This window comes from Streptomyces sp. NPDC092952, from assembly GCF_044754785.1.
Lineage (GTDB): Bacteria > Actinomycetota > Actinomycetes > Streptomycetales > Streptomycetaceae > Streptomyces.
Map to the genome: position 1 here is coordinate 79,642 of NZ_JBIVPT010000007.1, position 12,690 is coordinate 92,331.

General features: G+C 73.9%; 13 protein-coding genes. 5 read left to right on the top strand and 8 right to left on the bottom strand.

Annotated features, from left to right (window positions below):
* Positions 1 to 22 precede the first annotated feature (22 nt).
* From ACIQGQ_RS18805 to ACIQGQ_RS18820, 4 genes are all read right to left on the bottom strand, one after another.
* A complete protein-coding gene (locus ACIQGQ_RS18805; protein ID WP_402397105.1) occupies positions 23 to 1,450 on the bottom strand; it encodes an amidase in 1,428 nt (475 codons plus the stop codon).
* Between the two features lie 75 nt (positions 1,451 to 1,525).
* Positions 1,526 to 2,980: an APC family permease gene (locus tag ACIQGQ_RS18810; protein WP_402397108.1), complete on the bottom strand. Its 1,455-nt coding sequence runs from the start codon at positions 2,978 to 2,980 to the stop codon at positions 1,526 to 1,528.
* Between the two features lie 473 nt (positions 2,981 to 3,453).
* A complete protein-coding gene (locus tag ACIQGQ_RS18815) occupies positions 3,454 to 3,948 on the bottom strand; it encodes a DUF402 domain-containing protein (protein ID WP_402397110.1) in 495 nt (164 codons plus the stop codon).
* Positions 3,929 to 4,849 (bottom strand): GNAT family N-acetyltransferase, encoded by a 921-nt coding sequence (locus ACIQGQ_RS18820; RefSeq protein WP_402397112.1) that lies wholly within the window; start codon positions 4,847 to 4,849, stop codon positions 3,929 to 3,931. The genes ACIQGQ_RS18815 and ACIQGQ_RS18820 overlap by 20 nt, the downstream gene beginning before the upstream one ends.
* 81 nt (positions 4,850 to 4,930) lie before the next feature.
* Here ACIQGQ_RS18820 and ACIQGQ_RS18825 point away from each other — a divergent pair, with 81 nt between their 5' ends.
* Positions 4,931 to 5,308, top strand: coding sequence for a GntR family transcriptional regulator (locus tag ACIQGQ_RS18825; protein WP_402397115.1), 378 nt, complete (start codon positions 4,931 to 4,933; stop codon positions 5,306 to 5,308).
* A gap of 52 nt (positions 5,309 to 5,360) precedes the next feature.
* On the opposite strand, the gene ACIQGQ_RS18830 is transcribed toward ACIQGQ_RS18825, so the two are convergent.
* Positions 5,361 to 6,455 carry a DUF5925 domain-containing protein gene (locus ACIQGQ_RS18830; RefSeq protein ID WP_402397118.1) on the bottom strand — a complete coding sequence of 365 codons (1,095 nt, stop codon included), beginning with the start codon at positions 6,453 to 6,455 and terminating at the stop codon, positions 5,361 to 5,363.
* 224 nt (positions 6,456 to 6,679) lie between these two features.
* On the opposite strand from ACIQGQ_RS18830, the gene ACIQGQ_RS18835 reads away from it, so the two are divergent.
* From ACIQGQ_RS18835 to ACIQGQ_RS18845, 3 genes are all read left to right on the top strand, one after another.
* Positions 6,680 to 7,489: an SGNH/GDSL hydrolase family protein gene (locus ACIQGQ_RS18835; protein WP_402397121.1), complete on the top strand. Its 810-nt coding sequence runs from the start codon at positions 6,680 to 6,682 to the stop codon at positions 7,487 to 7,489.
* A gap of 254 nt (positions 7,490 to 7,743) precedes the next feature.
* Positions 7,744 to 8,007: a hypothetical protein gene (locus tag ACIQGQ_RS18840; protein WP_402397123.1), complete on the top strand. Its 264-nt coding sequence runs from the start codon at positions 7,744 to 7,746 to the stop codon at positions 8,005 to 8,007.
* A gap of 153 nt (positions 8,008 to 8,160) precedes the next feature.
* Complete coding sequence (locus ACIQGQ_RS18845) at positions 8,161 to 8,769, top strand: TetR/AcrR family transcriptional regulator (RefSeq protein WP_402397126.1); 609 nt, start codon at positions 8,161 to 8,163, stop codon at positions 8,767 to 8,769.
* A 36-nt stretch (positions 8,770 to 8,805) separates the two neighbouring features.
* Here the strand turns inward: ACIQGQ_RS18845 and ACIQGQ_RS18850 are convergent, their stop codons facing one another.
* Positions 8,806 to 9,627 (bottom strand): ABC transporter permease, encoded by an 822-nt coding sequence (locus tag ACIQGQ_RS18850; protein WP_402397128.1) that lies wholly within the window; start codon positions 9,625 to 9,627, stop codon positions 8,806 to 8,808.
* Positions 9,624 to 10,601, bottom strand: coding sequence for an ATP-binding cassette domain-containing protein (locus ACIQGQ_RS18855; RefSeq protein WP_402397130.1), 978 nt, complete (start codon positions 10,599 to 10,601; stop codon positions 9,624 to 9,626). The genes ACIQGQ_RS18850 and ACIQGQ_RS18855 overlap by 4 nt, the downstream gene beginning before the upstream one ends.
* A gap of 63 nt (positions 10,602 to 10,664) precedes the next feature.
* Between ACIQGQ_RS18855 and ACIQGQ_RS18860 the strand changes: the two genes are divergently transcribed.
* Positions 10,665 to 11,372: a TetR/AcrR family transcriptional regulator gene (locus ACIQGQ_RS18860; RefSeq protein ID WP_402397132.1), complete on the top strand. Its 708-nt coding sequence runs from the start codon at positions 10,665 to 10,667 to the stop codon at positions 11,370 to 11,372.
* A gap of 12 nt (positions 11,373 to 11,384) precedes the next feature.
* On the opposite strand, the gene ACIQGQ_RS18865 is transcribed toward ACIQGQ_RS18860, so the two are convergent.
* Positions 11,385 to 12,656 (bottom strand): type ISP restriction/modification enzyme, encoded by a 1,272-nt coding sequence (locus ACIQGQ_RS18865; RefSeq protein WP_402397134.1) that lies wholly within the window; start codon positions 12,654 to 12,656, stop codon positions 11,385 to 11,387.
* Positions 12,657 to 12,690 lie beyond the last annotated feature (34 nt).

Genomic DNA, 12,690 nt, shown 5'->3' on the forward strand with positions numbered 1-12,690 from the left:
CGGGACCGGGCGAAGCGCCGTGTCAGAGGGACGGGACGTGGTTCCAGGGCCGGGCGGCCTCGACGGCCCGCGCCACCCGGAACACCGTGGCGTCGTCGTAGGTGCGTCCGACGATCTGCACCCCCGTCGGGACACCGGTGGAGGCGACACCGGAGGGCACGCTGAGCACCGGGCAGCGGCTGGCGATGTTGAACGGTGTGGTCATCGCCGACTCCAGGTAGAAGTCCAGCTCGACGCCGTTGATCACGACCCGGGTCGAGAGGTGGTCGTCGTCCGCCGCGAGCGCCGGGACCGCCGTCGTCGGGCACAGCAGCACGTCGTACCGGTCCAGCAGGGTGCCGAGCGTCGTCTGCACCCCGGCCTCCAGTTCGAGCCCCTTCAGGAAGCTGCCCGGTTCGCGGACCGCCTCGGCGGCCCGCCGGGCGAAGTCGAGCGCGTACGTGGTGAGCAGGTCGCCGTGGTCGGCGGCGACCGAGGAGATGTACGGGCCGAAGATCGAACCGAAGTGGATCATCGCGGCGCGCATCACGTCGGCCCGCATGATGGGCACCTCCACCTCCTCGACGACGGCACCGGCCGCGCGCAGCGCCTCCGCGACCGCACGGGTGTTGGCCTCGACCTCGGGGTCGACCGGCCAGTCCCCGAGGGTGACCGAGAGCGCCACGCGCAGGCCCTCGGCCCCCTCGAACCGCTCGGGCAGGACCAGCCGGGGCCGCAGCGACACGGCGTCCAGCGGGTGCGGCCCGGCGATGACGTTCTCCAGCAGGACGCAGTCGGCCACGGTCCGCGCCATCGGGCCGTCGTGGCAGTACGTGTCCAGGTTGAAGGGCGGCATCGCCGGTACGCGCCCGTACGGCGGCTTGTAGCCGACCGTGCCGGTGTTCGAGGCGGGGATGCGGATGGAGCCGCCGATGTCGGAGCCGGTCGCGAGGGTCGTCTCGCCCGCCGCGAGCGCGGCGCCCGCACCGCCCGAGGAGCCGCCCGGGGTGAACGCGGTGTTCCACGGGTTGCGGGTGACGCCCCACAGCCGGGACTGGGTGTAGCCCGCGCAGCTGAACTCCGGGGTGGTGGTCCGGGCGTGGACGATGCCGCCGGCGGCCTGGATCCGCTCGATCACCGGGTGCGTCTCCTCGGCGACCTCGTCCCGGAAGGCCAGCGAGCCGTCCGTGCTGAGGCGGCCCGCGATCGGCTGCTCCTCCTTCGTCGCGACGGCGAGGCCCTCCAGCGGGCGGGGCGCGTCCCCCCTGCCCCCGTACCGTGCCTCGGCCTCGCGGGCGGCGGCGAGCGCCTCCTCGAAGGTCCGCTCGGCCAGGGCGTTGACCTTCGGCTCGACGGCCTCCGCCCGCGCGACGAGCGCGGACATCAGCTCGACGGGGGAGAGGGAGCGGTCCCGGAAGCGGCGCAGGGCCTCGGTGGCCGGGAGGTAGGCGAGGTCGGTGAGGTCGGTCATGTGGGAGTCCTTCGGGGTTCTGCGGGAGTTCTTCGGGGGATTGCGGGGCCTGGCGGGCGGATCGGGGCGCGCCGGTTACACGGCGGGGCCGGGCTCGGCGTCGGCGGCGGCGGGGGTACGGCCGGTCACGAAGTACGGCGACCGGTGGTGCCAGCGGGCCCACGCGGCCGCCACCAGCCCGGAGCCGATCATCAGGACCGGGACGAGCAGGGCGAACCAGCCGTTGTCGGCGGAGACCTCGAAGTGGTCGGTGGACCGGTAGAAGGTCCAGGCGAGGTAGCCGCCGGTGGCGAGCAGCGCGAGCGCGCCCAGCACCGGACCGACGACGGCGCGCAGGGCCTCCAGCGGTGCGGTGCGCAGCAGATGGCGGAAGCGCACCGCGGCGGCCGCGGCGGTGAGGGCGTAGTACAGGGCGACGACGATGCCGATCGCGTTGACCGAGGCGAAGATCAGGTCGTTGACGGTGGGGATGATCAGCGCCAGCGAGGCGAGGACCAGGGCGATCGCGGTGATCAGCAGGGTGCCGGCGGCGGGCGTGCCGTGCTTGGGGTGCAGCCGGGTCCAGACGGGGCCGAGCACACCGTCGCGGCCCATCGCGTACATCCCCCGGGCGGTCGGGATGACCGAGGCCTGGAGCGACGCCACCGCGGAGAACATCAGGGCGATGAGCGGGAGGGCGGCCAGCGGCTGTTCGGCGAGCTTCATGCCGAAGTAGGCCAGCCCCTGCGCGCCGTTGTCGGCCAGTTCGTCCAGCGGCAGGACGCGCTGGAAGGCGGTGCCGGCGAGCAGGAAGAGGAGCAGCATGACGGTGAGCGCGATGAACCCGCCGCGCGAGGCGTCCCTCGGGTCGCCGACCTCCTCGCCGACGCTGAAGACCGACTCGAAGCCCCAGTAGCAGAAGACCGCGAGCACCATGCCCTGGGCGAGGGCCGCCGCCGAGGGGATGTCGAAGGGGTTGAACCACTGCAACGAGAAGGGCTGGTCACCGGCGAACAGGCCGTAGCCGCAGAAGGCGAGCAACACCCCGTACTCGAAGATCAGCAGGTACTTCTGGAGCCGCGCCGCGAGGTCCAGTCCGCGGACGGCCACCAGCGCGGCGGCGATCAGGACGGCCATGCCGAGCAGGGTGGACTGGAAGGTGGAGTTCGCGTCGAGGTCCAGTCCGGCGACGCGGTGGAGTCCGGCCTGGCCCAGCAGTTGGATGACCGCCGAGCCGGTGATCGTGGTCGTGTAGGCCATGAACACGATGGTGCCGACGACGTTGACCCAGCCGACCAGGAAGCCCAGCCAGGGGCTGAGGACGCGGCCGACCCACTGGTAGCTGCTGCCCGCGCTCGGCTCGACGCGGTTGAGCCGGCCGTAGCCGCCCGCGATACCGAGCACGGGCAGGAAGGCGAGCAGCATGATCGCCGGGAGATGGAGGCCGACGATGGTCGCCATCAGGCCGAGGCCGACTCCGATGCTGCTGGTGGCCGCGGTGCTCGACGCGGCGAGGACGATGCCGTCCACGACGCCGATGGACTTGCGCATGGCCGCCCGGGGGGCCTGGTCGCCAGGGTCTGGCGTGATTCTCGCGTTCTTCACTGGTGCCGCCAACGATCGTCGCCTTGCTCGGGAGGAGGGCTCGCGGAAGGGCGGGCCCGGGGACGGGCCCGAGGGACGGAGCCCGGGGGAGAGGTGGCCGGAGAGCCCGGTCGGCAGGCCATGAAACTCCCGTCCCCGTTACACGTCAATGGTGTTGTCGTAAGGGCCGGGAGGTGTACGCGCAGGTGGGCCCCCGGGGGAAGGGAAGAGTTATGACAACGCTGTTGACTCCGGGGTGGAGGTGGAGTTCTGATGGCGGCGGCGACCGGTGCGGATCGCCTCCCGCGCCGGACGGAGGGCGGCGCGGCGCGGCCCCGGCACAAGAAGCACAAGAGGCCCGAGGGGTCCAAGGGGCCCGAGGCGCTCAAGGGGATCGACCGGCCCGGACCGGGCTCCGGAGGGCGGCCCGCGCCGCGTCCTCAGGCCAGCAGCGCCGCGAGCTCCCCGGCGCGGGCCAGCCGCTCCAGCTCGTCCAGCGCGGCGACCGCGGCACCGGCCGCCTCCGGATCGCGCCCGGCCAGCCCGCTTCCGGCGAACTCGTCCTCGTCCAGCCGCAGGACGGACGAGCCGTCGGCCGACACCCACAGGTCGAGGTCCAGGTCCTCCACCCGCAGCTCCCCTTCCCGCAGCACCGCGGGACGGGTGATGTCGCAGTACCAGCCCTTGAGCACGCCCGCGCCGGTGCGGACCTCCTTCACCGCGAACCAGCGGTCCCGCCAGTAGTGCTCGGTGAACACGTCGCCCGGCTCGAAGCGCACGAAGCCGAAGTCCCGCACCCCCGGCGCCGCCCACGGCGCGCGCACCGTGATCCGGGTGCCGTCGTCGCGGACCGGCTCCGCCGGATACCTGATCCTGGTCCGCCCGGCCTTCACCAGGGCGACGACCAGCGCGGCCTCAGCCGAGTCTGCGGACATGGCGCACCTCCGTGGCGCAGATCCCGTAGCCGAACCAGCGGTTGATCGCCAGCATCGGGCCGTTGTCCGCGTCGTTCCCGGTGAACGCGTCCGTGTAGCCGGCGGCGCGGGCCCGGTGCAGGGAGTCGTTCTTGACGAGCTTGGCCAGGCCCCGGCCGCGGTGGGCCCGACGGGTGCCGGTCATCCCGGACATGTACCGGGTCAGCCCGTCGGTATGGGCGGCGCTGAACGCCGCCACCTCGCCGTCCACCACCGCCACCGAGGTCAGTCCACGGTCCAGCCCCGGGTTGCGCCAGGTGTGGTTCAGCCAGTCCTCGTAGTCCGACAGCACGGCCGGGATGTCGGACGGCTCGTCGGCCGTGGTCTCCGCGTCCGCCTCGAAGAGCGGACGGGGATCGTCCGCGAAGTCCGCGGCGGTCCGCAGCTCGACACCGGCCGGGACCTCCCGGCGGGGCGGCAGCGGGCCGCCCGCCAGATCGAGGCGGAGGAAGTGCGCCGGACGGCTCGGCGTGTAGCCGCGTCTCTCTGCGAAGGCCCGGTCCGACGGGGTGTCGAGCACCCAGGCGTGGACCGAGACCGCGCCCTCCCGGGCCAGGTGCTCCTCGGCGGTGCGCAGCAGCAGCCCGCCCGCCCCGCGCCCGGTGCGTTCCGGGTGCGTGTACGTGTTGCAGAATCCCTGGCCGGGCTCGGGGCTGTCGTGGGCGAGGCCGGTCTGCGCCGTCCCGATCACCTCCCCGTCCTCCTCCGCGACCAGCAGCCGGTAGCGCTTGTCCGGGTGGGCCGAGGCCAGTTCGAAGGCGACGCGCTCGGGCGTCGTCACGATGAAGGGGAGCGCGGCCCGCCGGACCCGTACCCAGTCCTCCGCGTCGGTGGGGAGAAAATCGCGAACGATGACAGTCATGCGCCGGACGTTACGGGGGAGGAATCCGCCGGCGCCCCCGAATTTTCGGGTGACGGGGCGGAGGTGAGGGACAATCAGGATGTGACCCTGAAGATCGTTCTTGACCCCGACGCCGGTATCGCCCCGTACGAGCAACTGCGCACGCGGATCTCCGAACTGGCCCGCTCCGGCGAGCTGCCCGTCGGCTTCAGACTGCCGACGGTACGTGGCTTCGCCGAGGAGCTGGGCCTCGCCGCGAACACCGTCGCCAAGGCGTACCGCGCCCTGGAGGCCGACGGGGTGATCGAGACCCGGGGCCGCAACGGCACCTTCGTCGCCGCCGCCGGCGATGCGGCGGACCGCCACGCGGCGTCCGCCGCCCGGGCCTACGCGGAACAGGCGAGGCGGCTCGGCCTCTCCCGCGAGGAGGCGCTGGCCCTGGTCCGGGACGCGCTGCGGGCGGCGTACGACACGGAGTGAGCCGGGCCGGGCGCTGTCCTCGAAGTGCCCGGCACGGCCCGGGTGGGCGGGCTCAGAGGTACAGGCCCGCGTCCGCCCCTGAGTCCTGCCGGGGCACCGAGGCGGGGCCGCCGCCGCGCCGCCGCGCGTACAGCTCGGCCAGCGTCGCGCCCTCGCGGCCGATCTCGTCCTCCGCGCCCAGCCAGCCCACCGCCTCCTCGCGGGTCAGCCGGCCCACCTCGATCCTGGCGAGGCAGCGGCCGGGCCGGACCACGGCCGGGTGGAGCCGCTCCAGGTCCTCGTTGGTGGTGACGCCCACCAGGACGTTGCGGCCCTGCCCGAGCAGCCCGTCGGTGAGGTTCAGCAGCCGGGACAGGGCCTGGCCCGCGGCGTGCTTGGCCTCGCCGCGGATCAGCTCGTCGCAGTCCTCCAGGAGGAGCAGCCGCCAGCGGCCCTTGGCCGTGCCGTCGTCCTCGCCGATCGCGATGTCCATCAGATAGCCGACGTCGTTGAAGAGCCGCTCCGGATCGAGTACGCAGTCGACCTGGCACCAGTCCTGCCAGGAGCGGGCCAGCGTGCGCAGGGCGGAGGTCTTGCCGGTGCCCGGCGGGCCGTGCAGCAGGAGCAGCCGGCCCGAGATGTCGTCCGGGGTGACCTTCATCAGCCGGTCCATGGCGGTGGCCACCGGCGCCGTGTAGTTGCCCCGGACCTCGTCCCAGGTGCCGGCGTTGATCTGCCGGGTGGTGCGGTGCGGGCCGCGGCGCGGGGAGACGTACCAGAAGCCCATCGTCACGCTCTCGGGCTGCGGTTCGGGTTCGTCCACGGCCTTGTCGGTGGCCTGGTCGAGGATCTTCAGGGCCAGCTCAGGGGTGGTGGCGGTGACCGTGACGTCGGCGCCCCGGTTCCACCGCGAGACGAGCAGGGTCCAGCCGTCGCCCTCGGCGAGCGTGGCACTGCGGTCGTCGTCTCGGGCGGTGCGGAGCACCGAGGCGTCCGGGGGCAGCAGGCTCGCGCCCTTCCTGACGCGCTCCAGGGTGGTGTTGTGCGAGTGCGGCTGCTCGCCGTTGGCGAAGCGGCCGAGGAACAGCGCGTCGACCACGTCCAACGGGGAATCGCTGTCGTCGACGGTGAGCCGGATCGGCAGCGCGGACTCGGGGTTGGCGGACATGGCCCCATGATCGGCCACCGGGGGGTCCGGCGCACCAGGGTTTCATGCCGTTTCCTCCCGTCCGGCGGCGCACGGGGAGCTGAAGCGGATCCGAAGAGCCGCCCGGCGCATGTGAATTGATGGGGTGAACTTGGCATGCACACTTCCGGTGAGGGGGACGGGACTGCTACCACGTACTCGTGTAGACCGGGCGGTTGTCTCCCGGTCGGTCCCTGGGAGGTCCCATGAAGCTGTCCAGACTCGCGGCGTTCTCGTCCTCGCTCCTGCTCGGCGCCGTGCTCGCGCTGACCGGCGCCGCCACCGCGAGTGCCGCGACGTCCGTCCAGGGCGTCGACTACGTCGCCCTCGGCGACTCGTACTCCTCCGGTGTCGGCTCGGGCAGCTACGACAGTGCCAGCGGCGACTGCAAGCGCAGCAGCAAGGCGTACCCCGCCCTCTGGGCCGCGGCCAACTCGCCCGCCTCGTTCTCCTTCGCCGCCTGCTCCGGTGCCCGGACCGGCGATGTGAAATCCGGTCAGCTCGGACCGCTCAGCTCCGCGACCGATCTGGTGTCGATCTCCATCGGGGGCAACGACGCGGGCTTCGCCGACGTCATGACGACCTGTGTGCTCCAGTCCGAGGCCACCTGCCTCAACCGGGTCAACGCGGCCCGCAGCTTCGTCGACACCACCCTGCCCGGCAACCTCGACTCGGTGTACTCGGCGATCCGCGCCAAGGCGCCGTCCGCCCGGGTCGTCGTCCTCGGCTACCCGCGCTTCTACCAGATCGGCGGCAGTTGCGTCGTCGGCCTGAGCGACAAGGTGCGCTCCGCGATCAACTCGGCGTCGGACTACCTCAACGCGGCCACCGCCAAGCGCGCCGCCAACCACGGCTTCACCTTCGTCGACGTCGCGGGGAAGTTCAGCGGCCACGAGATCTGCTCCGGGAGCGCCTGGCTGCACAGCGTCAACTGGCTGAACATCGGGGAGTCCTACCACCCCACCGCCACCGGCCAGGCCAGCGGCTACCTGCCCGCCTTCAAGTCGGCGGCCTGATCCGCGGGGCGGGCGAGGGTCCCGTGGGTCGCGGGCCCTTGTCCGCCGCTCCCGGGCGGGTGCGGACGAGCGGCCGGAATGATCTCCTCCGATTCCGTTCCGTCCGGACCGCCCGGAAATCTGGTGGATCCCTGAGCGGAGGTCAACCCCCGTATGCGTGTACGTAATCCCGCCACCGGGATGCGCGGGTGTCGTCGCGGGGCGATAGGGTTAACCTGCCCGGGTCGGGTGCCCTCGTACGGGTGGGGAGTGACATGGAACAGATAGCGATGCGGAGCAGGCCGCGTGTGCCTGCCATCACCTGCGGGAGCGGTGCGACGAGTTCGCGCCTCGACCGCCATCTCGCGGTGCTCGGCGGCCCCGCCGTGCCGCTGCGGGAGTCCGCGGAGGCGACGTTGCTGATGCGCGAGCTCACCTCGCGCGACGCCGCCCACCACCGCCGGAGCAAGAGCGCGCGGGTCTCGCTCTTCGCGCCGCTGCGGCGGCTGCGGCGTTCGCTGTTCGGCAGCCGCCACTGACCCGACGTACCGTCACGCCCGTCTGCCGGTGGTCCACCGATCCCGGCGCCGCGCTGCCGTCCGCCCTCCCGTCATCCCCGGGGCGCACGGCAGCGTTTCGCTGTGTTCACGGGGCCCGGTACGGCGGAGCCGAGGCGCTCCTAGACTGTGTGTATGTCCGAAAAGCGAGTTGCGCGGCTGAGCCCCGGTGAACGGCGGGCCCAGTTGGTCGCCATCGGCCGGGACATGCTCGCCGGACTGACGCTGGACGAGCTCTCCACGGACGAGGTGGCGCGGCGGGCGGGCATCTCGCGCGGGCTGCTCTTCCACTACTTCGACTCCAAGCGCGACTTCTACCGCGCCGTGGTGCAGCGGGAGTGCGACGCGTTCGTCGCCGCCACGGAACCGGATCCCTCGCTCGGACCGGTCGCCTGGCTCCGGGCGTTCATCGCCGGCTTCGTGCGGTACGTGCTGGAGCACCGCCAGGTCCACCTCGCCCTGGTGCGGGGCGCCGCGGGCGGCCACCCCGCGGTGGAGGACATCGTCGACGGGGCCAGGGCCGCCCTCGCCCGGCGGGTGGCGGAGGGGCGGAGCCGGCTCGGCCTGCCCGACTCGCCGCGACTGGCCGTCGCCGCCCGCGCCTGGACGGCGTTCGCGGAGGAGGCCGTGATCAGCTGGCCGCGCGAGGAGCCGGACGCGGCGGCGCGGCTCGGGGAGTTCCTGGAGTCGGGCTTCGTCAGGCTGCTCGGCGACCTGGACCGGCCCTGCGCGCTGCCCGGCTGAACGGGGCGACCCGAGGCCCCCGGGCCGGGCGGGCGGTCACTCCCCGCCGCGCGCGCAACTCCGTACGGCCAGCGGGACGAACACCGCGAGCAGCACCGCCGACCAGCCCAGCGTCCCGGCCACCGGATGGGCGACCGGCCAGGCGGCGCCGGCCTCGGGGGCCACGCCGCCGAACAGGTCGCGGGCGGCCGAGGCCATGGCGCTGATCGGGTTCCACTCCGCGACCGTCCGCAGCCAGTCCGGCAGGTTCCCGGTCGGGATGTACGCGCTCGACAGCAGCGGCAGCACGAAGGTGGCGCTGCCCAGCTGCCCGGCGATCTCCTCGTTGCGGATCAGCAGCCCCAGCCAGCAGCCCAGCCACGCCATGGCGAACCGGAAGAGCAGCAGCAGCGCGAAGCCGCCCAGGGCGGCGAGCGGTCCGCCCTCGATCCGCCAGCCGACCGCGAGCCCGGTCAGGATCAGCGGCACCATGCCGACGGCCGTGGTCAGCAGGTCGGCGGCGGTCTGCCCGAACGGTACGGCGGCCCGGCTCATCGGCAGCGTGCGGAACCGGTCCATCACCCCGCGGTGGCAGTCCTGCGAGGACTGGAACATGCCGACCATCAGGCCGCCCGCCGCCGTCGCCGCCAGCAGGCCCGGCACCAGGAACGCGCGGTACTCCCGGCCCGGCACGGCCAGCGCGCTGCCGAAGACGTAGCCGAAGAAGAGCAGCATGGTGATCGGCATGGTCTGGGTCAGGATCGTCAGGCCCGGGGCGGCCTTGATGCGCTGGAGGTGGCGGCCCAGCACGGCCAGGGCGTCGGCGACGGGGGCGCCCGTCGCGGTGGGCGGGGCGTGGACCGTCGCGGTGCCGTTCATGCCGCTGTCTCCTTCGGTGCGGGGGCGGTACGGCCGTCGTCGCGGCCGGTCAGGCGGAGGAAGACCTCGTCGAGCGTCGGCGGGCGCAGGGCGACGTCGACCACCGGCACGCCCGCCGCGTCGAGCTCCCGGACGAGCCGGGGGAGGGTGAGCGTGGTGTCGGTCGTGACGGCGCCCACCGTGCGGTGCTCGTGGTCCAGCACCGGCACGGAGCCGGTGAGCTGGTCGAGCACCCCGGCCGCCGGGACCATGGCGGAGCCGTCGGCGACGACCACCTCGGCGTAGCTGCCGATCCGGGCCTTCAGCTCGGCGGGGGTGCCGCGGTGGGCGGCCCGGCCCCGGTCGATCAGCACGATGTCGTCGGCCAGCCGGTCCGCCTCCTCCAGGTACTGCGTGGTGAGCAGCACGGTGGTGCCGCGGTCGGCCAGCTCCCGTACCGCCGCCCAGATCCGGTTGCGGCTGTGCGGGTCGAGGCCGGTGGTCGGCTCGTCCAGGAAGAGCACCCGGGGGGTGGTCAGCAGGCTGGCGGCCAGGTCGAGTCGGCGGCGCATCCCGCCCGAGTAGGTGCGGGCCGGGCGGTCCGCCGCCTCGGCCAGCCCGAAGCGCTCCAGCAGCTCGTCGGCGCGGGCGCGGGCCGACGCGCCGCGCAGCCGCTGCAGTTTCGCGAAGAGCCGCAGGTTCTGCCGGCCGGTCAGCTCGCCGTCGACCGAGGCGTCCTGTCCGGTGACCCCGATCGCCGCGCGCACGGCGGCCGCCCCGCGCACCACGTCGTGGCCCGCGACCCGGGCGCTGCCGCCGTCCGGCACCGTCAGCGTCGTGAGCACCCGGACGGCGGTGGTCTTCCCCGCGCCGTTCGGCCCCAGCACCCCGCAGACGGTGCCCTCGGCCACCGCGAGATCCAGGCCGCGCAGGGCGTGGACCTCGCCGTACCGCTTCTCCAGACCTTCACTGAGTACAGCGTACGTAGTTGTCATGCGGTCACCGTAGCGCACTACGTACGGTGTACGTAACTACGATGGGGGGCGAGGTGATGATCGATGGTGGGGCGACCCGCTGTACCCGAAGTGATCTGGGCGCGCCCCGAGCGCGCCGGCCGGGGCCCCAGACCCGCGTTCAGCAGGGCGGACATCGCGGCGGCGGCCGTGAGGATCGCCGACGCGGAGGGGCTCGACGCGGTCTCCATGCGAAAGGTCGCGGCCGAGCTCGGCTGCGGCACGATGTCGCTCTACAACTACGTGCCGCGCAAGGAGGACCTGCACGAGCTGATGCTCGACGCGGTCAGCGCCGGCTACGAGTTCCCCGGGCCGACCGGCGACTGGCGCGCCGATCTCGTCGCGCTCGCCCACCAGACCCGCGCGATGATGCACCGCCACACCTGGGTGCCCCGGCTGATGTCGCCGGTGTACGGCTTCAGCCCCAACGCGCTGCGGTACCTGGAGTACGCGCTCAGCTGCCTGGACGGGGTCGACGCGCGGTTCGGCGAGAAGATGGAGCTCATCGCCATGGTCAACGGCGTGGTCACCACCTACGTGGCCAACGAGATCGCCACGGCGGAACGCAGCCGCTCGCTCCCCTGGACCGAGGAGCAGGAACAGGCCGTGCGCACCGGCTATCTGATCAGCCAGATAGCGACCGGGAAGTACCCGAGGATGGCGGCGGGCTTCGCCGAGGACGCCGGGCCGATCGATCTGGACGGGGTCTTCGAGCGGGCGCTGCGCAGGGTGCTGGACTCCTTCGGCGACTGACGGCCCCGGGCCTCAGAGCAGGGCGAACTGCCCGTCCGGGCCCTCCTCCCGGTGGCCCAGCACCGACGCGGGCCGCCGGGCCGGGGCCGGCACGGGCAGGACCCCGGCCGCCCGCAGCTCGTCGGCGGTGATGCTGGGGCCGTCGGCGAGGCCCGCCCGCCGGGGCCGGAGCCCGTCCAGCAGGGCGAGCAGGGTGATCAGCTCCAGCAGCTCCGAGGTCCATGCCCGGGGCCAGCTGCCGGGCCGGAGCGCCGCCAGGCCCTCCGCGCCCTCGGCCCCGGCCGCCGAACGGCGCCCGAACCAGAGCTCCAGCATCCGGACCCCGCCCACCCGGAACTCCCACGCCCCGGCCGGAACCGGCGCGATGCGTCCCGTGCCCAGGCCGAGCGTCTCCGTCCCGGCGTCGTACTCCATCGTGTCGGGCGCCGGGGGCACCGCCGCCCGCACATAGGGCCGCCGCCCGCCGGGCAGCCGGGGACGCTCCCCGCCCCGGGCCCCGCGCAGCTGGAGCCGGATCAGCTCCTGGCCCAGCTCCACCCCGGCCGCCCAGCGCGCGGTGTCGGCGGGCAGCGGCACCACGCAGCCGGCGGGCGAGGGACGGGCCGCCGCCAGCACCCACGCCAGCACCGAACGGGCGGTCACCGCCGCCCCGTGGCGGGCCCGCAACAGGGCGAGCAGCCCGGGGGCCAGATTGGGCTCCTCGCCCCCGGGGCGCCGGAACAGCGGCCGGATCCGGCCGGGCCGGCCCGCGGGGGAGTGGCCGTCCGGCAGCAGCGCCGTCACGGACAGGGCGGGCCCGGTCTCCTGGGGCACGTACCCGTGCTCCACGGCGAAGAGCTGGTGTTCGTCGGCGACCCGCCACAGCTCGGGGCGGGCGGCGTCGATCAGCCGGTGGTCGGGGAGCAGCCACTGCTCGTCGAACGGCCCGTGCGCGATCCGCACCGGCTCGGGGCAGGGTCCCGTCTCGCGGGCGAACCGGCCGGTCCCGGTGGCCTGTCCGGGCAGCGCGGGCACCGCCGTACGCGTGGTGCGGGCCCGGGTCGCCCCGAACAGCCGCTCCCGCTCCTCGGCCGGAGCCCCGGCCAGCCGCTCCCAGCGCGCCCGGAGCCAGTCGGCGTCCGGGGCGACCACCCAGGGGCGGCCGGTGCGCAGCGGCCGTACGGACCAGGGCATGAGGTCGTCGAGGAGCGGGGCACCCGCGTCCCGGCCGTCATCCGAACCGCCTGCCGGCCGTGCTGCCACCGCGTCGTCCTCCCCGTCGCCCCGCCGCCCGTCCGTGGGCATCGTAAGGGCTGCCCCGGGCCCCGCGGCCGCACAC